Genomic DNA, 21,103 nt, shown 5'->3' with positions numbered 1-21,103 from the left:
ACGGCGGCGGCCGCTCGGCCCTCCCGGCCGCTCGGCCCTCCCGGCCCCTCAGCTCTCCCGGCCCCTCAACCCTCCCGTACGGCGGCCAGCACGGCCCCCGCGTGCCGGATCAGCTCGCGCGGATCCATGGGGAACACCGTGTGCGGGGTGCCCGCGGCCGCCCACACCACCTCGTGGGCCAGCAGGGAGCGGTCCGCGAGGACCCGAGTGCGGGTGCGGTGCCCGAAGGGCGGCACCCCTCCGATGGCGTAGCCCGTGGTCTCCCGGACCAGGGCCGCGTCCGCCCGGGTCACGGCGCCCGCCCCGAGCTCGCGGCGCACCGCCTCCACGTCCACCCGGGAGGCCCCGTCCATCAGGACCAGTACGGGAACCCCGTCGGCCGCGAAGATCAGCGACTTCACGATCTGACTGAGCTCGCAGCCGATCGCGGCGGCGGCGTCGGCGGCCGTCCGGGTCCCGTCGGGAAAGCTCCGTACGTCCGGCTCCAGCCCCAGGGCGGCGAGGGCTTCGGCGAAGAGGGGGTGCGCGGTGGTCGTCATGACGGCACGCTAGCGCTCCCCGCCCCGGCCGCGCGACGCCGTTACAGCGCCGAGCGGACGGCCCGGACCAGGGCCTGGGCGCGCGGGTCGGCGGTGACCGACTTGGCGTGGGCGTTGGTGACGTAGCCGAAGCCGATGCCCGCCTCCGGGTCCGCGAAGGCCAGCGAGCCGCCGCGACCCGGGTGCCCGAAGGAAGCCGGGGACAGCAGCGGGGACGCGGGGCCGTGCAGCATGTAGCCGGGGCCGAAGCGCGTGTTGACCACCAGCACCCGGTCGGGTCCCGAGGAGAACTCCTTGCCGGCCAGCGCGGTGGTGGCCGGGGTGAAGATCCGCGCGCCGTCCTCCACCACGCCGATGGTGGCCGCGTAGAAGCGGGCCAGGGCGCGGGCGGTACCGATGCCCGCGGAGGCCGGCAGCTCGGCCGCCCGGTAGGCGGGGTCGTTCTCGTCGGGCAGCGGGTCGATGGCCGCGAAGGCGCGGCGGGTGAGGGAGTCCGGATCGGCGTAGGCCGCGGAAACGTTTCGCTTCGGCCGGGTCCGGAGTGTGCCCGCGCTCTCCGGCGGCTCGACCGGTGCCACCCGGCCCACCCGGTGCTCCTCGGACTCCGGCAGGCCGATCCAGAAGTCCAGGCCCAGCGGCTCCGCGATCTCCTCGGCCAGGATGCCCCCCAGCGAACGGCCGGTCGCCCGCAGTACCAGCTCGGACAGCAGCCAGCTGAAGGTCTGCGCGTGGTAGCCGTGCTCGGTGCCGGGCTCCCAGAAGGCCTGCTGGGCGGCGACCGCACGCGCTCCGGAGACCCCGTCCGCGGCCTCGGCCACCGTCAGCCCGCGGTCCAGGGCCGGGACGCCCGCGCGGTGCGCGAGCAGGTCGCGGACCCGGGTCCGCTCCTTGCCGCCCGCCTTGAACTCCGGCCAGTACGAGCTCACGGGCGCGTCCAGGTCCAGCAGTCCGCGCTGCTGGAGCAGCAGCGGTACGGCCGCGGCCACGCCCTTGGTCGCGGAGCGGACGATCTGGGCGGTGTCCTCGGCCCAGGGTTCGGTGCCTTCGGCGTCCTTGGTCCCGCCCCAGAGGTCGACGACCTTGCGCCCGTCCCGGTACACGGACACCGCCGCACCCCGGTCCCCGAGGACCTGGAAGTTGCGTACGAACGCGTCCCTGACGGGCTCGAAGCCCTCCGCCACCACACCTTGGATGTCCACGGCCTGTGCAACAACCTCCGACCGGCGGTTATGCCGTCGCCGAGGGTCCCCGGGTCAGCCGATCACGACGGAGCGCGGGTCGAAACCGAAGGGCAGTTCCAGCCGGTGCGCCCGCATCAGCGGCTCGTCGCAGAGCACGTCCTGGGTCCTGCCGTCGGCCACGATGGCCCCCTCGCTGAGGATCACCGCGCGCGGGCAGAGCTCCAGGGCGTAGGGCAGGTCGTGCGTCACCATCAGCACGGTGACGTCGAGCGAGCGCAGGATGTCCGCGAGCTCGCGGCGCGAGGCCGGGTCCAGGTTGGAGGACGGCTCGTCCAGGACGAGGATCTCGGGCCGCATGGCCAGGACGGTCGCCACCGCGACCCGGCGGCGCTGCCCGAAGGAGAGGTGGTGCGGGGGCCGGTCCGCGAAGGCGGCCATCCCGACCTGCTCCAGGGCCTCGCGCACCCGCTCCTCCAGCTCGGCGCCGCGCAGCCCGGCGGCGGCCGGGCCGAAGGCCACGTCCTCCCGGACGGTCGGCATGAACAGCTGGTCGTCGGGGTCCTGGAAGACGATCCCGACCCGGCGGCGGATCTCGGCGAGGTTGCGCTTCGCCACGGGCAGCCCGGCCACGCTCACGGAGCCGACGCCGCCGCTCAGGATGCCGTTGAGGTGCAGCACCAGGGTGGTCTTGCCGGCGCCGTTGGGACCGAGCAGCGCCACCCGCTCACCGCGCCCGACGGCGAGGTCGACCCCGAAGAGGGCCTGATGGCCGTCGGGATAGGCGTAGGCGAGGCCGGAGACTTCCAGCGAGGGCGGAATCGGGGCCGGGGCCGGGGCTGCGTTCACAGGGTCCATCCCATCAGACAGACGGCGAGCGCCGTCACCGGGAGGGCGGCCGCGTACGCCCACTGCGTGCGGGTGGCCGCCACCTCGTCGATCACCGGCATCGAGCCGGTGTAGCCGCGGCTGACCATCGCGAGGTAGACCCGCTCGCCGCGCTCGTAGGAGCGGATGAACAGGGCTCCGGCGGTCTTCGCGAGGACCCCCCAGTGCCGGATCCCGCGCGCCTCGAAGCCGCGGGAGCGCCGGGCGATGGACATCCGGCGCAGCTCGTCGCTGATGACGTCCCCGTACCGGATCATGAAGGAGGCGATCTGGACGAGCAGCGGCGGCAGCTTGAGCCGCTGGAGGCCCAGCAGCAGGGCGCGCAGTTCGGTGGTGGAGGCCAGGAGCACGGACGCGGCCACGCCGAGGGTGCCCTTGGCCAGGACGTTCCAGGCGCCCCAGAGGCCGGAGACGCTGAGCGACATGCCGAGGAACTCCACCCGCTCCCCCTGGGCCACGAAGGGCATCAGGACGGCGAAGGCGACGAAGGGCACCTCGATCAGGAGGCGGCGCAGCAGGAAGCCGAGCGGGATCCGGGCCACGGTGGTGGCGGCCCCGATGAGGACGGCGTACAGGCCGAAGGCCCACACCGCCTCGCGCGGTGTGGACACGACGACGGCCACGAAACCGAAGGTCGCGGCGAGCTTGCAGTGCGGCGGCAGGTCGTGGACCGGCGAGCGCCCCGGCCGGTAGAGCTTGTGGGCGTGGCCCGCGCCCATGTCAGGCGGCCGGTACGGCCGTGGAGGCGGCCGTCAGGTCGGCGCTGCGGCGGCGGCGCACGGTCCAGAACACGCCGGTCCCGACGACGACGGTCGCGCCCACGCCGATGACCCCGGCGAGGCCGCCGGAGAGGCGGGCGTCGGAGACGTCCTTGACGCTGTAGTCGGCGAGGGGGGAGTCGGCGGCCGCGTGCTCGGTGACCTTCTGGTCGATGCCCTTGTCGGCGGCCACCTTCTCCAGTCCGTCCGGGCTGGAGGAGGCGTAGAAGGAGACGATGCCGGCCAGGGCCAGCGCGGCGACCAGGCCGGTGATCCACACGGGCTTGGTGGAGCGGGCGGCGGCCGGCACGGCGGCGGAGCCGGGGGCGTCGACGAGTTCGCCGCCGACGCGCAGCTTCAGCGGGGCGGACAGGCCGCGGGCGCCGTGGACGAGGTCGGGGCGGACGGCGATCACGGCGCCGACGGTGGCGGCCGTGATGACGGCCTCGCCGATGCCGATGAGGACGTGGACGCCGACCATGGCGCCGAACACCTTGGCCACGGGGACGTCGGTGGTGCCGCCGAGGGCGTAGAGGAGGGTGAAGAAGGCGGCCGCGGCGGGTACCGAGAGCAGGGCTCCGGCGAAGGCGGCGACGGTGACCGAGCGGCGGGTGTCGGGCAGCAGCCTGACCAGCCCGCGGAAGACGGCGTAGGCGACGACCACGGTGACGACGCCCATGGTGACGATGTTGACGCCGAGGGCGGTCAGGCCGCCGTCGGCGAACAGGAGGCCCTGCATGAGCAGGACCACGGACACGCACAGCACACCCGTATAGGGGCCGACGAGGATCGCGGCGAGCGCGCCTCCCAGCAGGTGGCCGCTCGTTCCGGCCGCCACGGGGAAGTTCAGCATCTGCACGGCGAAGATGAAGGCGGCGACGAGGCCGGCGAGCGGCGCGGTGCGCTCGTCGAGCTCCCGGCGGGCACCGCGGAGGCTGACCGCCACGGCTCCGGCGGCGGCGACACCTGCGGCGAGGGAGACGGGGGCATCGATGAAGCCGTCGGGCACATGCATGGTTCTGCTCCGCTTCCTGCGGTCCGGCGACCGGTCCGTTGACCTGACAAAGTCTTTAACCGTTCAAGAATAGGGCCTTCTTGCGAATGCTTGGCAAGAGCGGTGGCGCCACAAATAGCCCCGTGCGGATTCGTGGGAATGTGCGAGGCTGGGGGCAATACGGACGCAAATGTTCCGATTCGAGGAGTCTTGTCGATGTCAGCCGCCGCCGAGAATCCATCCGCAGGTGCCACCGCCACCCGGGCCGCGACCGCCACGGCCCCCCTCGCCGGGGCCCCTTTCGCCGAGGCCCCCTTCGTCGAGGAGCGCGTGCGCGCCCGAGTGATCACCGACGATCCCCTCTACCGGGCCATCCCGGTCGCCCTGCGCTTCGTCCCCGACGAGCCGCTGGCCGTACGGATCGTCTTCCCCGCCGACCTCTCCCCCGAGGGCACCGACAACGAGTGGGTCTTCCCCCGCGCCCTCCTGGAAGCCGGCCTCCAGGCCCCGACCGGGACCGGAGACGTACGCGTCTGGCCCTGTGGCCGCGTCCAAGCGGTCGTCGAGTTCCACTCCCCGGAGGGCGTCGCGGTGGTCCAGTTCGACATCGCCGCCCTGCGCCGCTTCCTTCGCCGTACGTACGCACCCGCGCCCGCGGCCACCCGTTAGGCCCAGCCGGACCCGCCCGATCCCACGAGAACGGCCCCGCACCTCCCGGTGCGGGGCCGTTCTGCGTCCTACCCGGTGTCTGTCACCGGCCGAGGGGTCAGACTCCCGCCAGCTCGCGGTCCTTGTCGGGACCGGTGCCGTCCGAGGAGTCGCCGAGGTGCTTGCGCAGGCTCTCGCCCTCCACGTCCACGTTCGGCAGGATCCGGTCGAGCCACTTCGGCAGCCACCAGGCCTTGTGGCCGAGCAGCGCGAGGACGGCCGGAACGATGGTCATGCGGACGATGAAGGCGTCGAAGAAGACGGCGATCGCCAGGGCGAAGCCGATCATCTTGACCATCTGGTCGCTGGCGCCCATGAAGCCGGAGAACACCGCGATCATGATGACGGCCGCGGCCACGACCACCCGGGCGCTGTACTGGAACCCGGTGACGACGGCCTGGCCCGGCCGCTCCCCGTGGACGTACGCCTCACGCATGCGGGTGACCAGGAAGACCTCGTAGTCCATGGCCAGACCGAAGACCACGCCGACCATGAAGATCGGCATCATCGACATGATCGGACCGGTCTGCTCCACCCCGAAGAGCGAGCCGAGCCAGCCCCACTGGAAGACCGCCACGACGGCGCCGAGGGCGGCGACCACCGAGAGCAGGAAGCCGAGCGCCGCCTTGAGCGGGACCAGGATCGAGCGGAAGACGAGCATCAGCAGCAGGAAGGCGAGGCCGACGACGAGCGCCAGGTACGGCAGCAGCGCGTCGTTCATCTTCTGCGAGAAGTCGATGTTCATCGCGGTCGCGCCGGTGACGAACACCTTGCCGCTGTCGCTGCCGTCACGGATCTCGTGGACCAGCGTCTCGGTCGCCTCGGAGGACGGACGGTCCTTCGGGACGACCGTGATGACGGCGGCGTCCTTGGCCTCGTTCTGGGTGGCCGGCATGACCGCGGCCACGCCGTCCAGGCCCTTGATCCGCTCGACCGTCGCGTCGGCGAGCGCCTTGTCCCCGTCCACGACGACCATCAGCGGGCCGTTGAAGCCGGGGCCGAAGCCCTCGGAGAGCAGGTCGTACGCCTGGCGCTGGGTGGTGGACACCGGCTGGGCGCCGTCGTCCGGCAGGCCCATCTCCAGCTTGCTCGCCGGGATGGCGACGATGCCGAGGCCGATCACGCCCACGAGCAGCACCATGACCGGGCGGCGCAGGATGAAGCGGGCCCAGCGGGTGCCGCCGTTGGGCTTGGCCTCCGCGCCTTCGGCGCCCGGCTTGGCCTTGCCCCTGCCGAGGAAGCGGGACTTGGTGCCGGCGGGCAGCACCTTCTTGCCGGCGAAACCGAGCATGGCCGGGACCAGCGTCAGGGCGACGAGGACGGCGATGACCACGGTGCCGGCGGCGGCGAAGCCCATCTTGCTGAGCATCGGGATGTTGACGACGGCCAGGCCCACGAGGGCGATGACCACGGTCAGTCCGGCGAAGACGACGGCGGAACCGGCGGTTCCCACGGCCCGGCCCGCGGCCTCGTCGCGCTCGCGGCCCTCGGCGAGCTCCGCGCGGTAGCGGGAGACGATGAAGAGGGCGTAGTCGATGCCGACGGCGAGGCCGATCATCATCGCGAGGGTGGAGGTGGTGGAGCCGAGGTCCAGCACGTTGGCGAGCGCGGTGATGGAGGAGATGCCGATGCCCACGCCGATGAGGGCGGTCAGCAGCGGCAGGCCCGCGGCGATGAGCGAGCCGAAGGTGATGACGAGGACGATCGCGGCGATCGCGATGCCGATGATCTCGCCGGAACCCGTCTCGGGGGCGGCCTGCAGGGCGTCGCCGCCGATCTGGACGTTCAGGCCGTCGGCCTTGGCGGCCGTGGCGGACTCCGTGAGGGCCTCGCGGGTGGCGTCCGTCAGCTCCATGCCGCTGACCTTGTACTTGACGCTGATGTAGGCGGTGGAACCGTCCTGGCTGACGGCCTGGGCCTCGTACGGGCTGGTGACCGAGGAGATCTGGTCCTTGCCCGGACCGCCCTTCAGCTCGCTGACGATCTTCTCGACCTGGGGCTTGACGGCCTCGGAGTCGACCTTCTCGCCGGCCGGGGCCTTGATCACGATGCGGGCGGTGGCGCCGTCGGCGGCCATCCCCGGGAAGCGCTGGTCCAGCAGGTCGAAGGCCCTCTGGGCCTCCGTGCCGGGTATGGAGAACGAGCCTGAGGTGGGTGCGGACGCAGATGCCGCGCCGAAGCCGGCGACGAACAGCAGCGCCACCCAGACGAGGGCGACGAATCGACGGCGCCGGAAGGCGCCCCTGCCGAGTCGGTAGAGGAAGGTGGCCACGTCGGTGGTTCTCCCGTTCGGGTCGTGGGATGGATCAGGGCATGAAATGCCGTTCCGACGACGAGAGCGGCGTGTCAGGAGCAGGCAGGAATCGAGCGCGGGGACAGCGCGGGCGGGCGGCTGCCGGGTGAGCAGCCGGGCTGGTGAAGCCGGGCAGGATCAGACGCCGAGGGCGGGGAAGACCACGGCGTCGATGAAGTCACCGAGGAAGGTCCGGTCGACGGGCCGGTCCTCGATGAGCGGAAGGGCGATGAACGCCCCGATGAGCATGTGCGGAACGAAGGCCAGGGCCGGACAGTCCGGGGCGATCTCGCCCCGGTCGACCGCTCTCTGCAGCATCTCCTGCAGACCGTTGATCTCCGGATCGACCAGCAGGTCCCGCAGCGCCTGGTGGAGCTCGGGGCTCTCGTGCACCGCATGGGTCAGGCCCCGCATCAGCGCGGTGTCCTTCGCCATCTGGGCATCGTCGGAGTTCTCGATCATGACCCCGAAGTCCCCGCGGATGCTGCCCGTGTCGATCTCCCGCAGGGAGACCGGCTGGGTGCAGCGCAGGGCCTTCGCGACCAGCTCGGGCTTGCTCCCCCACTGGCGGTAGAGGGTGGCCTTGCTGGACTTCGTACGGGCGGCGACCGCGTCCATGGTCAGCGCCTCGTAACCGACCTCGCGGAGGAGGTCGAGGACCGCACCGTGCAGTTCGGCTTCCCGTTCGGGGGTGATCCGGCTGCGACGCGACATGACTTCTTCGACCATTTCGACATCTCCCCCCCGACCGTTCCCAAGCGAACGAAACCGTTTCGTACGGATCGACCATACCCCGCCTCCTAACGAAACGAAACAGTTCCGTTTCGCTAGGGGCGTGGTGTCGGTCACGTACCCGAGGCTTCCCGCCTCCCCCGCGGGAAGCCGCATGGATCACCTGTACGAGTTGCCAGCCCCCCTCCGCGCGGAAAGCATTGGGGGGTGAGTCACGACGCGGCGTACCTCCGGTTCCCCCATCTCCACGACGATCTGCTGTGCTTCGCCACCGAGGACGACCTCTGGGTGGCGCCCCTGGTTCCTCCCGGAGAGCCCGCGGGCCGGGCCTGGCGGATCACCGTCGACCGGACCCGGGTGGGCCACCCCCGGTTCTCCCCCGACGGAAAGCACATCGCCTTCACCACCTGGCGCAGCCTCGACCCCGAGATCCACCTCGCCCCCGTCTCGGGCGGCCCGGCGCGCCGCCTCAGCCACTGGGGAGCCACCGACACCCGGGTCTGCGGCTGGACCCCGCCCGACAAGGACGGCCGCAGCGACATCCTGGCCGTCTCCTCGCACGGCCAGCCCTTCTCCTACTTCGCCTGGGCGTACGCCCTCCCCACCGACGGCAGCCCCGGCGGCCGGCTCCCCTGGGGGCCCGTCTCCGACATCGCCGTCCACGACGAGGCCTCCGACGGGGACGAGCCGGGCGAGCGGCGCACCCTGCTGCTGACCGGCAAGCCCCCGCACGAGCCCGCCGCGTGGAAGCGCTACCGCGGCGGCGCCACCGGCCGGCTGTGGCTGCACGGCGAGCGGCTGCTGGAGGGCGTCGAGGGCCACCTCGACTCGCCGATGTTCGTGGACGGCCGGATCGCCTTCCTCTCCGACCACGAGGGCATCGGCAACGTCTACTCCTGCCTGCCCGACGGCACGGACCTGCGCCGGCACACCGACCACGAGGAGTTCTACGCCCGGCACGCCTCCAGCGACGGCTCCCGGATCGTCTACCAGTGCGCCGGCGACCTGTGGATCGTGGAATCGCTGGCCGAAGGCGCCTCCCCGCGCAAGCTGGAGGTCCGCCTCGGCGGCCCCCGCGCCGGCCGCCGCACCTACCAGGTCCCGGCCGCCAGCCACGTCGACTCCCTGTCCGTCGACGCCACCGGGCGGGCCAGCGCCGTCGTCGTGCGCGGCAGCCTGTACTGGCTCACGCACCGCGACGGGCCCGCCCGCACCATCGCCGACACCCCGGGCGTACGGGTCCGGCTGCCGGAGATGCTCGGCAGCGGCGGGCAGGTGGCGTACGTGACCGACGCGGAGGGCGAGGACGCGATCGAGATCGCCTACCTGCCCCGCGCCTCGGGCGACCGCGAGCCGCGCCGGCTCGCCTCGGGCGCGCTGGGCCGCGTACTGGAGCTGCTCTCCGATCCGGACGGGGAGCGGCTCGCGATCGCCTCCAACGACGGCCGGCTGCTGCTGATCGACGCCACCGAGGAGTCCAACGGGGAGGCCAGCGAGCTGATCCGGTCCGAGAACGGGCCCGTCACCGACCTCGCCTTCTCCCCCGACGGCTGCTGGCTGACCTGGTCGCACCCGGGCATCGGCCGCTCGCTGCGCCAGATCAAGATGGCCAAGATCGCCGGACCCGGCTCCCCCACGATCGTGGACGTCACCAACGGCCGCTTCGAGGACGAGAACCCCGTCTTCACCCGGGACGGGCGCTACCTCGCCTTCCTGTCCTGGCGCGGTTTCGACCCCGTCTACGACGTCCACACCGGCGACCTGTCCTTCCCGCTGGGCTGCCGCCCGTACCTGGTGCCGCTGTCCTCGGCCACCCCCTCCCCCTTCGCCTTCTCCCCCGACGGGCGCCCGGCGGCGGGCGGACTCGACCCGGTCGAGGGGGACTCCGAGTCCGGCGACGGCGCGGTCACCGTGGAGGTGGAGGGGCTGGAGAGCAGGGTGACGCCGTTCCCGGTGTCGGCCTCCAAGTACTCCGCCCTCTACCCGGTGCACGGCGGCGGGCTGGTGTGGCTGCGCTGGCCGATCTCGGGCGCGCTCGGCGAGACCTTCGCCAATCCGGCCGACGTCAGCGGCAAGCCGACGCTGGAGTACTTCGACCTCACCAAGGCCCGCAAGACGGAACTGGCCTCCGGGCTGGACTGGTTCGCGGTCAGCGGCGACGGCACCCGGCTCGTGGTCAACGAGGACGGCGACCTGCGGGCCGTCCCGGCGACCGAGTCGGGCGACAGCGACTCCACCGTCTACCTGGACCTGCGGCGCATCCTGCACGAGGTGGACCCGGCGGCGGAGTGGCGCCAGGCCTACGAGGAGGCGGGGCGGCTGATCCGCGCCTACTTCTGGGAGCCGAAGATGTGCGGCATCGACTGGGACGGGGTGCTGCGCCAGTACCGCTTCCTCGTCGAACGGGTCGCCTCCCCCGACGAGTTCGCCGACCTGATGCGCGAGGTGCTCGGCGAGCTCGGCACCTCGCACGCGTACGTGTCCCCGGCCCGCCGCAACGAAGGCCCTCCGCACTACCAGCGGGCCATCGGCCTGCTCGGCGCCAACCTCTTCCCCCGCGACGGGGCCTGGGTCGTCGGCCGGATCCTGCCCGGCGAGTCCTCCGACTCCAAGGCCCGCTCCCCGCTCGCGGGCACCGGCATCCGCGAGGGCGCGGTCCTCACCCACGTGGACGGCCGGCCCGTGGACCCGGTCACCGGGCCCTACCCGCTGCTGTCGGCGGCCGGCGGCACCACCGTGGAGCTCACCTTCGAACCGGCCGAGGGACAGGGCCGCGCGCGCCGGGTCGCGGTCGTCCCCCTCATCGACGACCGGCCGCTGCGCTACCAGGACTGGGTGGCCAAGCGCCGCGAGGTGGTCCGGGAGGTCAGCGGCGGGAAGTGCGGCTACCTGCACATCCCCGACATGGGCGGCTCGGGCTGGGCGCAGTTCAACCGCGACCTGCGCGCCGAGATGTCCAAGCCGGCCCTGCTCGTGGACGTACGCGGCAACGCCGGCGGGCACATCAGCGAGCTGGTGGTGGAGAAGCTGACCCGCTCGATCCTCGGCTGGGACCTGACCCGCAACGCGCAGCCCGTCTCCTACGCCTCCAACGCGCCCCGGGGCCCGATCGTGGCCCTGGCCGACGAGGCGACCTCCTCCGACGGGGACATGATCACGGCCGCCTTCAAGCTGCTGGGGCTCGGCCCGGTCGTCGGCCAGCGCACCTGGGGCGGGGTGGTCGGCATGACCGGCCGGCACACCCTCGGCGACGGCACGGTGATCACGGTGCCGATGAACGCGGCCTGGTTCCCCGAGTACGGCTGGTCCGTGGAGAACCACGGCGTGGAACCCGACCTGCCGATCCTGCGCACCCCGCTCGACTGGGCGGAGGGGCGGCACGCCCAGCTCGACGATGCCGTGCACCTGGCGCTGGAGCTGCTGGAGCAGGACCCGGCCGCGGTACCGCCCGGCTACACGGACGTACCGGACCGGCGCCGGCCGAAGCTGCCGCCGCGGGGGTGACTCGGCGGGGCGGGCGACCGTAGGGCATGCGAAAGGGGTGCGACCCGGGACGGCGGGTCGCACCCCTTCAGCTCACTGGCCTACTTGTCGAAGTTCTCGTCGAAGGTGTCGCGGGCCCTGTCCTTGGCCTGGTCGGCAACCTGGGAGGCGCGCTCGGACACCTCGTCCTGCTTGCCGGAGGCCTTCGCCCGCTCCGCGAGTTCCTTGGCCTTGTCCTGGAACTGGTCCTTGATACCCATGTGTCCTCACTCCTGCAACGGTGTTCGGTAAGGGGAACCCGACCAGTCTCGCCCAGGTGGACATTCCTCGCATTCCGGTCAGCGGCTCTGGCTGCGCTCCTGCTCGTCCGCGGCCCCGCCGGCCCCCACAAGCCCCTTGGAAACACTGGCCAGTCGCGGTTCGAACCGCTTCATCTCGCGCTGTCCGACTGCCGAGATGATCCCGGGCAGGTACCCGCGGACCCCCTGCATGCCGCGCAGCCACCACTGCGCGTAGACGTGCGCGGAACGCCGCTCGATGCCCGCCACGATCCGGTCGACGGCCGGCCCCAGCGGGTACGTCTGGTTCGACGGCCACGGCAGCCGCTGGCGCAGTTCGCGCATGACCTCGTCCTGGTCGGCGCCGCGCACCATGTCGGTGTCGGTCCAGGACAGGTAGCCGACGCCCACCTTGACCCCCTTGTAGCCGACCTCGGCGCGCAGGCAGTGCGCGAAGGCCTCGACCCCGGACTTGGAGGCGCAGTAGGCGGTCATCATCGGCGCCGGGGTGATCGCCGCGAGGGAGGCGATCTGCAGGAAGTAGCCGCGGCTCTCCATCAGCACGGGCAGGAAGGCCCGGGCGGTGACGGCGCCGCCGATGAGGTTGACCTCGATGACCCGGCGCCAGGCGTCGGGGTCGGAGTCGGCGAACGGCCCGCCGGAGGCGACGCCGGCATTGGCGACGACGATGTCCACCTTGCCGAAGCGCTGCTTGACCTCCTGCGCGACCCGGGCCATGGCCTCGTGGTCGGTGACGTCGGCGTACCAGTGGTCGCTGTCGGTGTGCAGCCGGCCGGAGACCTCCTTGAGGGCCTCGGGCTCCAGGCCCACGAGGGCCACCTTCGCGCCGCGGGCGGACAGTTTGCGGGCGAGCAGCTCGCCGACCCCGCGCGCGGCACCCGTGACGACGGCGACCTGTCCTTCCAGACTCTTGCGAGCACTCACGGGGTCTTCTCCTTCGCGGGTTCGTTGACGTCTGCACGTTCGTCGGACCGGCTGACGTACACCGCGGCGAGCTCGCGCACGGCGGTGGTGACGGCCTCCGGGGCCTCGATGGGGCTCATGTGCCCCACCCCGGTCAGTTCGGTGAGCCCCACGCAGTTCGGCAGCGCTGCCGCCAGCCCCCGGGCGTGCACGATCGGCGTCAGCCGGTCGTTCTTGCCGCCGATGACGGCGGTGGGCACGGTGAGCGCGGCCAGCTGCGCGTCGAGGTCCAGGGAGGCCAGCACCCCGGACCAGGCGTGCCGCACCGGAGTGGGGCAGGCGTGGACGATCCGCGCGCAGGCCTCGACCTTGTCGGGCGCGGATCCGGGGCCCATCGTGGCGTACTTCAGCACCTTGCGGGCGACGGGGGTGACGGGTCCGAGCGGGGCCCGGGATCCCAGGACCGCTCCGGTGATACGGGTCCTCGCGCGGCCGGCGCGCCACGGCAGGACCTGCGACTCCTCGACCAGCCGGCCACTGCCGGTGCTGCACAGCAGCGCGGCGGCGACGTACCGGGCGAACTCCGGCCGGGCGGCGGCCGCCATGACGGTCATCCCGCCCATGGAATGGCCCGCGACGACGGCCTTCTCGCCGGGGGCGAGGGTGGCCCCCAGGACCGCGACGAGGTCGTCGGCGAGGGCTTCGGTGCCGTAGCCGGACACGGAGCCGGCGGGGCTGCGGCCGTGGCCCCGCTGGTCGTAGGCGACGACCCGGTGCCCGGTGGTGGACAGGGCCCGTATCTGCGCGGCCCAGAAGGCGGTGGAACAGGTCCAGCCGTGCGAGAGCACGACGGTCGGGGCTCCGTCCTCGCCGTGCACCTCGACGTGCAGGCGCGCACCGTCGGCGGAGGTGGCGACCAGCTCCCGGCGGGCGGCGGGCGGCGCGTACGGCCCGGCGGTCACGTGCATCAGCCGGCTCACGCGGCCCCCTCCTGCTCCGCGGATCCAGCCCGGCCCCGGCCCCGCTTCGCGCCGGGCACCCCGGCGGCAGCCACCCGCTCGCGCTCCCGGTGGCGTACGACCTCGTACTCGCTCAGGTCCACGCCCAGGGTCTCCTTGCGGAACTCCCCGGTGGTGCCCGGCCAGACCGTGGTGTTGCGGCCCTGCGCGTCCAGGTACCAGCTGGTGCAGCCGCCGGTGTTCCACACGGTCCGCTCCATGCGGGTCTGGACCTGCCGGTTCCAGGCGTTGACCGCGGACGGCCGCGCCGCCAGCGCGACCTTCCCACCCAGGACGCCCAGCTGGCGCATGTAGTCCGCCATGTAGTTCAGCTGCGATTCGATCATCAGGATCATCGAGCTGTTCCCGAGCCCGGTGTTCGGCCCGATGATCGTCATCCAGTTCGGGAAGCCCGCCGCGGTGGCCCCGCGCAGGGACTGCATCCCGTCCTTCCAGGCCTCCGCGAGGGTCTTGCCGTCCACGCCCACCACCCGGTCGGCGATCGGCATGTCCGTGACGTGGAAGCCGGTGCCGAAGACGATCGCGTCGACCTCGGTCTCGGTCCCGTCGGCCGCGACCAGCACCGAACCCCGGATCTCCTTCAGCCCGGAGGCCACGAGGTCCACGTTGGGCCGGGCGAGCGCCGGGTAGTACTCGCTGGACAGCAGGATCCGCTTGCAGCCGATGCGGTACGAGGGCGTCAGCTTGGCCCGCAGCTCCGGGTCCTTGATCGAGCGTGCCATGTTCGCCTTGGCCAGGGATTCGATCAGCCCTAGCTGGTTCGGCCGCTTGGTGAAGGCGCTGACCTGGAGCTCCCGGATCCCCCACAGCAGCCCGCGGCGGGCCGCCCGGGTGAAGGGGAGCTGGCGGTGCAGCCAGCGCTCCACCGAGGTGATCGCCCGGTCGGTGCGCGGCATCACCCACGGCGGGGTGCGCTGGAAGAGGGTGAGCCGCTCCACCTCGGGCGCGATGGCGGGCACGATCTGGATGGCGGAGGCGCCCGTACCGATCATGGCCACGCGCTTGCCGCGCAGGTCGTAGTCGTGGTCCCAGCGGGCCGAGTGGAAGACCTTGCCGGGGAAGCCGGCGAGTCCGGGTACGTCCGGCATCTTCGGGTCCGACAGCGGCCCGGTGGCGGAGACGACCACGTCGGCGGTGAAGTCCCCGGCCGAGGTCTCCACCTCCCACCGCATCGCGTCCGCGTCCCACCGCATCATCAGGACTTCGTGGTTCAGCCGGATGTGGCGGCGCAGCCCGAAGGTGTCGGCCACGTGCTCCAGGTACTCCCTGATCGCGGGCTGCCCGGAGAACGTGCGGGGCCAGTCGGGATTGGGAGCGAAGGAGAAGGAGTACAGATGGGAGGGCACGTCGCAGGCGCACCCGGGGTAGTTGTTGTCCCGCCAGGTGCCGCCGACGGAATCGGCGCGCTCCAGGATGACGAAGTCCGTGATCCCCTCGCGCCGCAGCCGCACCGCGGCGCCCAGCCCGCCGAACCCGGACCCGATCACCGCCACGCGTACGTGTTCGCGTTCCTGCTCGCGCCCGTCCATGCCACCGCCCATGCCAGCCACCTTCGGATGCCGATGCCAACGCCCATTCAGATGCTGCCAGCAATCACTGGCACAATCGGGAGAGTAGAGCAGCCCCGTACTCATGGGTAGGGGTCGCGCCGGGAAAGTTACCGGGAGTACGCCCTAGGCTGCGCACGTGCCGCACAATGCGACGCAGGACGCGGCACACCCCCCATCCGAACCGCAGAAGCGACAGGGGCAAGGACCACAGTGCGCGAATACCGCACGGAAGAGCTGGCCGAGGCCGCCGGCATACCCGTACGCACCCTGCGCTTCTACCGTGAGCGCAAGCTCCTGCCGCCGCCGCGCCGCGAGGGCCGCATCGCCTGGTACGACGACCAGCACCTGGCCCGGCTGCGCACCATCGCCGCCCTGCTGGAGCGCGGCCACACCCTCGGCGGGATCGCCGAGCTGACCGTCGCCTTCGAGAACGGCCGCGACGTCGGCCAGCTGGGTGAGCTGCTCGGCATCGACCGGTCCGAGGAGACCCCGGTCCGCCTGACGCCCGAGGCGCTCGCCGACTACTTCGAGGGCGAGGTCACCCCGGAGAACCTGGCGGCCTCGCTCGACCTCGGCTACCTCGCCACCGACGGCGAGGAGATCGTCCACGTCAGCCGCCGGCTCCTGGACGTCTCCTCGGCCCTGGTCCGCGAGGGCGTACCGCTCTCGGCCGTCCTGGAGGCGGGCCGCCGGGTGCGCGAGCACGCGGACGCGATGGCGGCCCTGTTCGCGGACCTCATCTCCACCCACATCTCGGAGGAAGCCGTCCCGCGGCTGCGCCCCCTGGCCAAGAGCGTGGTCGAAGCGGAACTCACGATGGCCATGGAGCGCCTGCGCCCTCCGACGGGGACTCCTCAGCCGGGGACCCCTCACACGGGGACTCCTCAGACGCCGAGCTCGTAGACCACGGTCACGGGCGCGTGGTCCGACCACCGCTCGGGGTGCGTCTCGGCCCGCTCCACGAACGCCTTGACGGCCTTGGCCGCCAGCCCCGGCGTCGCGACCTGCAGGTCGATCCGCCAGCCGGCGTCGTTGTCGAAGGCCCGCCCGCGGTAGGACCACCAGGAGTACGGGCCCTCGGTGTCCGGGTGCAGGCTCCGCACCACGTCCACGTACCCGGCGGTGTCGTACACCTTCCCGAGCCACTCGCGCTCCTCGGGCAGGAAGCCGGCGTTCTTCCGGTTGGTCTTCCAGTTCTTCAGGTCGGCTTCCTGGTGGCAGATGTTCCAGTCACCGCAGACGACGACCTCCCGGCCGTCCGCGGCGGCCCGCACCTTGAGCCCCTCCAGATAGACGAGGAACTCCTCCATGAACCGGTACTTCTCGTCCTGCTTCTCGGTCCCGGCCTCCCCGGAGGGCAGGTAGAGGCTGGCGACGGTCACACCGGGGAGGTCGATCTCCAGGTACCGCCCGCTGTCGTCGAACTCGTCGCTCCCGAATCCGATCTGCACCCGCTCCGGCTCCCGCCGGGTGTAGAGCGCGACCCCGGCCCGCCCCTTGGCGGCGGCGGGCGCGAACACGGTGTGCCACCCCTCGGGCGACCGCACCTCCTCCGGAATCTGGCCCTCCTCGGCCCGCACTTCCTGCAGGCAGACGACGTCGGCATCCGACCCGGCGAGCCACGGGGAGAACCCCTTCTTGGCGGCGGCGCGGATTCCGTTCACGTTTACGGACGTCACAGTGATCAAGACATGCTCCCCACATCACACAAAACGGGAACAGCCTACTCGGCGGCGCCATCCGGAAGAGTGTTCGTCTCATCGACATCGGCCCATGGGTCCGGCTCCCACAGCGGATGCACGGTGATGATCACGCTTGATGCCCCCTCTCGCCGCCTGAAGGTGACTCGACGAACGAGCTGCTTGAGCAGCGCGTTCTTTTCGGAGTGCAGGAGCACGTCCCACTCCTGCGCCAGCCCAACGATCAGCGCCTCAAAGCCTGCGCGATCAAGCATTGCCTCGCGAACGATCCAGTCGTACAACTCACCCTCAACCACGGACCTCCGAACCCAGAAGCCGGGGCAACCATGCGTACTCGTCACCGAGCGTCGGCCACAGCAGTAGGAGTACCCCCGTACGAGCTGCTTCCGCCCGTCCGGACCTTTGCGCTCCCCGGACTCGACCGGGGCGGTACCACGACATTGATCACATCTGGCAAGGCCGGTGAGCGGATAGAGGGGCTTGACGGAGCGCGGTGGCCTCTTGCGCCGACTGTCGCGTTCATCCTGGTACTGCTGCCACAGTTCCGGCGAGATGAGTTCCTCGTGCGCACCGGGTATGAAGATGTGGTTTGGACAGTTACCGCTGTGCCCACACGCACATTTCGGGTCATGTACGCGAAGGAGCCCAGCCGGGAAGCCCGAGTCCATGTACCGCATGAGCACTTGAACGCTCCACGGGTTGCCCCGCACCGTGAGCCAACCGTGGGTATTGAGCCAGCCGCACAGGGCGTAGTACGACGTGCCGTCGACATAGCGGCGGTACGCCTCCGCATACACGGGCGCATCACCGTCGACGTCAGGTTCATACCGTTCTTTCTGAACGGTCCAGCCACCCTTGCCGTCGGGCAGTCGACGCGGATGCCAGATGTAACCGCTGCGGGGCCGCCCGGTGGCAGGGATCCTCAGCTTGTAGCGGCGGTAGTCGTGGGTTTCGCGCCACTGTTCACCGAGTTTGTCGGACTCGTAGGCCGCAAACTCAAACAGGATGCCCCGCTGGAGGCGGCCGGTCACCGTCCGGGCATCAATCTGCTCGGTTGCCGATTCCAGTTGGCCTCCCGCATCCTCGACCCTTTGGAGATGCGCGGCGATGCCGTCACGAGAACGCCCGAATCGGCTGTACTTCCAGACCGCGATGCCAGCCGCCTCACCCTTCTCGACCATGGCGATGGCCCTCACGATCTTGCGATCGAAGTTACGCCCGGTCTGATCGAGATCGATAACCCACTCGCTGATTCGACGTCCCGTACGGCGGGCCCAGTCCTCGATCGCCACCCTCTGCAGCTCGGGGGAAATCCTCTCTTCCTTCCAGGTCGAGACCCGGATGTAGCCGACGTAGCGCTCAAGCCTGGACAGGCGGTCCGGTGCACGCATCGCGCACACCCCTCCTTTACTCACGGGCACGCAAGGTGCACCGGCTCTCGCAGAACCCCTCGATGCGCCAAATTTTATAGACACCTAGAAAAACTTTCAAGGGGCCTAGAACGCAGATCTTCGAAGGTGGCTAGAATCCCTGACATGGACACTCAGGCCCCCGCAGCCCTCCTCCGAACGGCCATCGAAGCCGTGCACGCCATGCCCGGTGGTGCGGAGCGCGCAGTCGCGGTGACCGAACTGCTTGGCGCCCTACGGGAAGCGCAAGCGGACCTGCGAAAGATCCGCACGGGCGATGTAACCGAGCTACGCAAGACACTCAAGCTGCGCGAGATCGCCGAGCGACTGAGCCTCTCGACCGGTCGCGTCGATCAAATCCTGAAGGGCAAGTAGCGCACGCGCCCTCCGAAGGGCGCCACCACGCACAGCCCCGGGGCCTTGGTGCGGGCTACACCACTTGGGCAGTGAGCCGTGGTCCGTAGGATGCTCAAATGTCTCAGGAGATCCAGCTCCGCGCCGTGTCGTACGACCACCCGGACGCGGTCAAGCTCAATGACCAAGTGCAGATCGAATACCAGGAGCGCTACGAGGGCGAGGGCGATGAAACGTTCCTCGACCCGGCGATGTTCGTCCCGCCGAAGGGCCTCTACCTCCTCGCCTACGACGCTTCGGGCGCGCCGGTCGCCAGCGGCGGCTGGCGCAGCCACGAGGCGAACGACGAGGGCTACGCCGACGGCGACGCCGAGCTCAAGCGGATGTACGTGATCCCCGAGGCCCGCGGCCTGGGCCTGGCCCGCCGCATCCTCGCCGCCCTCGAAGCGGACGCCCGCGCGGCCGGCCGCGTGCGCATGGCCCTGGAAACCGGCGACCAGCAGCCGGAGGCCATCGCCCTCTACCTCTCCGAGGGCTACACCCTGACGGACGCCAAGTTCGGCCACTACCGCTTCCACGATTCCAGCCGCTGCATGACGAAGCCGCTGAACCCTGCGTAATCCGACCAGCGTCCACTTTGGGGGAGTCCCGTGCGCCGTGATCAATCCATATCCGGAGCCTCTGCAGGGTCCGACACGTCCCGTCATCCGCCGGATCCGGTGAGCCGGCGTTCCGCGCTGCGCCTGGCCGGCAAGGGTGCGCTCCTCACGGCCGGCGGCGCACTGCTCACCGTGCCGGCGCAGCCCGCCACGGCCGGCTCGGGGGCCGGCGAGATGAGCGTCACGGGCGGGCAGCCGGTCGAGGGCCTGACGACTCCGTCGTTCGCGCCGACGGGCCGCCGCCCCAAGTACCGGCGGGCGACGTGGTCGCAGCAGTTCCAGGCGCAGCACGGCTGGACTCCGGCTGGTGCCGGCACGGCTTCGTCGGAGGCGAACGACACGGCGTCCTTCGTCCGGGGGACGCAGTCGGTGCGGGTGACGACGAACGGCACGGGCAAGCAGTCGTACGTACGCAAGGTCGGGCTGCCCGCGATGGACCTCACCGGAAAGATGATCAGACTCGTCTTCCGTGTGACGGACGTGGCCCACCTGGCCAAACTGGATTTCTATGCGGGCAGCGGCTCCCTGGCGAACCACTTCGTCTGGCAGTTCCACGCCCACTCCAAGACGTCGGCCAATTACGTCCAGTCCGGGGAGTGGGTGACCGTCCATCTCCAGTGGGCCGACATCGCCGGCGCCGCGGGTGCCTACTCGATCTCGTCCTCCGGCGTGCCGTCCACGAGAACGGGCATCACCGATCTTTCCTTCGCGGCGTACGACGACTCGGCCGGCCAGGTGACCTACCACCTCCAGGCCGTCGAGCTGGTTCCGGACACCAGCTCGGTCTTCCCGAACGGCGCGGTGTCGATCACCTTCGACGACTCCCACAGGTCGATCCACGACTTGGCGCGGCCCGCGATGGACGCTCACGGATACTCCGGCACGGTCTACAACATCGCCGATGCGATCGGCACCAAGGACTTCCTCACGATCGACCAGATGCGGTCGATGCAGGACACGTCCGGCTGGGAGATGGCCGGTCACTCGTACGCGACCGCCACTCACACGGCGAGCTACCCCAAGCTCACGGCGCAGCAGGCGGACGAAGACTTCCGTCGCCTGCGCGAGTGGCTGGTGTCCAACGGTTTCACCAGCGAGCACTTCGCGTACCCGCACGGGGCGTTCCAGAAGACGTCCGACGGCGTCCCGGTCGACCTGCTCGCGAGCCGGCACTTCAGCACGGCCCGCTCGATCATCTCCGAGACGATCGAGTCGTACGCCCCGGCCATGCCGTACCGGCTCAAGGCACTCACCGGTATCAATGACGGTGCGGGGATCGGTGGTACGCAGCTGTCGAAGGTGACGGGCCTCGGCGGCAAGCTGGACCGCTGCGCGAAGAACGGTGACTGGCTCATTCTCTGCATGCACAAGATCGTCGAGGGCGCCCCCGCATCCAGCACGGAGATCAGCCAGAAGGGTTTCGACGCGATGATGAAGGAGATCGACGCCCGCGGGATCCCCGTGGTGACCGTCGCGGAGGCGATGCAGTACTACACCTGAGTCCGGCCGCGCCCACCACGCGAACAGGGGCGGGGGGGGCCGGGGGGGGCGCGGGGGGGGGGGGCGGGGTGGTGGGGTGGTTGTTTTAGGGGCCCTTGCCCTTAGGGATAGGGGGGGGGGGGGGGGTGTTTTCGCTC

At 71.0% G+C, this 21,103-nt stretch carries 19 protein-coding genes; 6 read left to right on the top strand and 13 right to left on the bottom strand.

Annotated features, from left to right (window positions below; genetic code table 11):
* Positions 1-65 precede the first annotated feature (65 nt).
* Genes ACFRU2_RS38565 through ACFRU2_RS38545 form a run of 5 tightly spaced genes read right to left on the bottom strand, consistent with a single transcriptional unit; the run spans position 66 to position 4,378 of the window.
* A complete protein-coding gene (locus ACFRU2_RS38565; protein ID WP_382980983.1) occupies positions 66-539 on the bottom strand; it encodes a YbaK/EbsC family protein in 474 nt (157 codons plus the stop codon).
* Positions 540-580: 41 nt separating this feature from the next.
* Positions 581-1,738, bottom strand: coding sequence for a serine hydrolase domain-containing protein (locus ACFRU2_RS38560; protein WP_382980982.1), 1,158 nt, complete (start codon positions 1,736-1,738; stop codon positions 581-583).
* Between the two features lie 54 nt (positions 1,739-1,792).
* Complete coding sequence (locus tag ACFRU2_RS38555; RefSeq protein ID WP_382980981.1) at positions 1,793-2,575, bottom strand: energy-coupling factor ABC transporter ATP-binding protein; 783 nt, start codon at positions 2,573-2,575, stop codon at positions 1,793-1,795.
* Entirely contained in the window at positions 2,563-3,324 is a 762-nt protein-coding gene (gene cbiQ / locus ACFRU2_RS38550; protein WP_382980980.1) for a cobalt ECF transporter T component CbiQ, read from the bottom strand. The genes ACFRU2_RS38555 and cbiQ overlap by 13 nt, the downstream gene beginning before the upstream one ends.
* Position 3,325: 1 nt before the next feature.
* Entirely contained in the window at positions 3,326-4,378 is a 1,053-nt protein-coding gene (locus tag ACFRU2_RS38545; RefSeq protein WP_382980979.1) for an energy-coupling factor ABC transporter permease, read from the bottom strand.
* Between the two features lie 195 nt (positions 4,379-4,573).
* Here ACFRU2_RS38545 and ACFRU2_RS38540 point away from each other — a divergent pair, with 195 nt between their 5' ends.
* Positions 4,574-5,026: an SsgA family sporulation/cell division regulator gene (locus ACFRU2_RS38540; RefSeq protein WP_382980978.1), complete on the top strand. Its 453-nt coding sequence runs from the start codon at positions 4,574-4,576 to the stop codon at positions 5,024-5,026.
* A 97-nt stretch (positions 5,027-5,123) separates the two neighbouring features.
* On the opposite strand, the gene ACFRU2_RS38535 is transcribed toward ACFRU2_RS38540, so the two are convergent.
* Entirely contained in the window at positions 5,124-7,337 is a 2,214-nt protein-coding gene (locus tag ACFRU2_RS38535) for an MMPL family transporter (protein WP_382980977.1), read from the bottom strand.
* Between the two features lie 159 nt (positions 7,338-7,496).
* A complete protein-coding gene (locus ACFRU2_RS38530; protein ID WP_382980976.1) occupies positions 7,497-8,072 on the bottom strand; it encodes a TetR/AcrR family transcriptional regulator in 576 nt (191 codons plus the stop codon).
* 225 nt (positions 8,073-8,297) lie between these two features.
* On the opposite strand from ACFRU2_RS38530, the gene ACFRU2_RS38525 reads away from it, so the two are divergent.
* Positions 8,298-11,594 carry a S41 family peptidase gene (locus ACFRU2_RS38525; RefSeq protein WP_382980975.1) on the top strand — a complete coding sequence of 1,099 codons (3,297 nt, stop codon included), beginning with the start codon at positions 8,298-8,300 and terminating at the stop codon, positions 11,592-11,594.
* An 80-nt stretch (positions 11,595-11,674) separates the two neighbouring features.
* Here ACFRU2_RS38525 and ACFRU2_RS38520 read toward each other — a convergent pair whose 3' ends face one another.
* The 4 genes from ACFRU2_RS38520 to ACFRU2_RS38505 form a co-directional block, all read right to left on the bottom strand.
* Entirely contained in the window at positions 11,675-11,833 is a 159-nt protein-coding gene (locus ACFRU2_RS38520) for a hypothetical protein (RefSeq protein WP_382980974.1), read from the bottom strand.
* A gap of 78 nt (positions 11,834-11,911) precedes the next feature.
* On the bottom strand, positions 11,912-12,796 hold the full coding sequence (locus ACFRU2_RS38515) for an SDR family oxidoreductase (protein ID WP_250737520.1): 885 nt from the start codon (positions 12,794-12,796) through the stop codon (positions 11,912-11,914).
* The gene (locus ACFRU2_RS38510; protein ID WP_382980973.1) at positions 12,793-13,755 is read right to left on the bottom strand and encodes an alpha/beta fold hydrolase; all 963 of its coding nucleotides are present in this window, start codon (positions 13,753-13,755) and stop codon (positions 12,793-12,795) included. Before ACFRU2_RS38510 ends, ACFRU2_RS38515 begins: the two co-directional genes overlap by 4 nt.
* Positions 13,752-15,335, bottom strand: coding sequence for a flavin-containing monooxygenase (locus ACFRU2_RS38505; protein WP_382980972.1), 1,584 nt, complete (start codon positions 15,333-15,335; stop codon positions 13,752-13,754). Before ACFRU2_RS38505 ends, ACFRU2_RS38510 begins: the two co-directional genes overlap by 4 nt.
* A 219-nt stretch (positions 15,336-15,554) precedes the next feature.
* On the opposite strand from ACFRU2_RS38505, the gene ACFRU2_RS38500 reads away from it, so the two are divergent.
* Positions 15,555-16,247, top strand: coding sequence for a MerR family transcriptional regulator (locus ACFRU2_RS38500; protein WP_382980971.1), 693 nt, complete (start codon positions 15,555-15,557; stop codon positions 16,245-16,247).
* Here the strand turns inward: ACFRU2_RS38500 and ACFRU2_RS38495 are convergent.
* Complete coding sequence (locus tag ACFRU2_RS38495) at positions 16,229-17,032, bottom strand: exodeoxyribonuclease III (protein WP_382980970.1); 804 nt, start codon at positions 17,030-17,032, stop codon at positions 16,229-16,231. The two genes, ACFRU2_RS38500 and ACFRU2_RS38495, sit on opposite strands and share 19 nt — an antisense overlap.
* A 35-nt stretch (positions 17,033-17,067) precedes the next feature.
* Positions 17,068-18,435, bottom strand: a complete 1,368-nt coding sequence (locus ACFRU2_RS38490; RefSeq protein WP_382980969.1) for a recombinase family protein — start codon at positions 18,433-18,435, stop codon at positions 17,068-17,070.
* A 144-nt stretch (positions 18,436-18,579) separates the two neighbouring features.
* Here ACFRU2_RS38490 and ACFRU2_RS38485 point away from each other — a divergent pair, with 144 nt between their 5' ends.
* The 3 genes from ACFRU2_RS38485 to ACFRU2_RS38475 all read left to right on the top strand — a co-directional run bounded on the left by ACFRU2_RS38485 (position 18,580) and on the right by ACFRU2_RS38475 (position 20,966).
* Positions 18,580-18,828, top strand: coding sequence for a hypothetical protein (locus tag ACFRU2_RS38485; protein WP_382980968.1), 249 nt, complete (start codon positions 18,580-18,582; stop codon positions 18,826-18,828).
* Positions 18,829-18,926: 98 nt separating this feature from the next.
* Positions 18,927-19,427, top strand: coding sequence for a GNAT family N-acetyltransferase (locus ACFRU2_RS38480; RefSeq protein WP_382980967.1), 501 nt, complete (start codon positions 18,927-18,929; stop codon positions 19,425-19,427).
* Between the two features lie 99 nt (positions 19,428-19,526).
* Positions 19,527-20,966, top strand: coding sequence for a polysaccharide deacetylase family protein (locus tag ACFRU2_RS38475; protein ID WP_382980966.1), 1,440 nt, complete (start codon positions 19,527-19,529; stop codon positions 20,964-20,966).
* Positions 20,967-21,103: the final 137 nt, after the last annotated feature.

The organism is Streptomyces sp. NPDC056883 (genome assembly GCF_042788835.1).
Lineage (GTDB): Bacteria > Actinomycetota > Actinomycetes > Streptomycetales > Streptomycetaceae > Streptomyces > Streptomyces stoeckheimensis.
The sequence above is the reverse complement of the archived record's forward strand: the minus strand, read 5'-3'. Positions and strand labels throughout refer to the sequence as shown.

Bases quoted from the DNA above. Each gene is read 5' to 3' on its own strand.
- ACFRU2_RS38555 (WP_382980981.1), bottom strand. From the start codon at position 2,575: ATGGACCCTGTGAACGCAGCCCCGGCCCCGGCCCCGATTCCGCCCTCG.
- ACFRU2_RS38540 (WP_382980978.1), top strand. From the start codon at position 4,574: ATGTCAGCCGCCGCCGAGAATCCATCCGCAGGTGCCACCGCCACCCGG.
- ACFRU2_RS38485 (WP_382980968.1), top strand. From the start codon at position 18,580: ATGGACACTCAGGCCCCCGCAGCCCTCCTCCGAACGGCCATCGAAGCC.
- ACFRU2_RS38505 (WP_382980972.1), bottom strand. From the start codon at position 15,335: ATGGGCGGTGGCATGGACGGGCGCGAGCAGGAACGCGAACACGTACGC.
- ACFRU2_RS38490 (WP_382980969.1), bottom strand. From the start codon at position 18,435: ATGCGTGCACCGGACCGCCTGTCCAGGCTTGAGCGCTACGTCGGCTAC.
- cbiQ (WP_382980980.1), bottom strand. From the start codon at position 3,324: ATGGGCGCGGGCCACGCCCACAAGCTCTACCGGCCGGGGCGCTCGCCG.
- ACFRU2_RS38480 (WP_382980967.1), top strand. From the start codon at position 18,927: ATGTCTCAGGAGATCCAGCTCCGCGCCGTGTCGTACGACCACCCGGAC.
- ACFRU2_RS38545 (WP_382980979.1), bottom strand. From the start codon at position 4,378: ATGCATGTGCCCGACGGCTTCATCGATGCCCCCGTCTCCCTCGCCGCA.
- ACFRU2_RS38565 (WP_382980983.1), bottom strand. From the start codon at position 539: ATGACGACCACCGCGCACCCCCTCTTCGCCGAAGCCCTCGCCGCCCTG.
- ACFRU2_RS38520 (WP_382980974.1), bottom strand. From the start codon at position 11,833: ATGGGTATCAAGGACCAGTTCCAGGACAAGGCCAAGGAACTCGCGGAG.
- ACFRU2_RS38530 (WP_382980976.1), bottom strand. From the start codon at position 8,072: ATGTCGCGTCGCAGCCGGATCACCCCCGAACGGGAAGCCGAACTGCAC.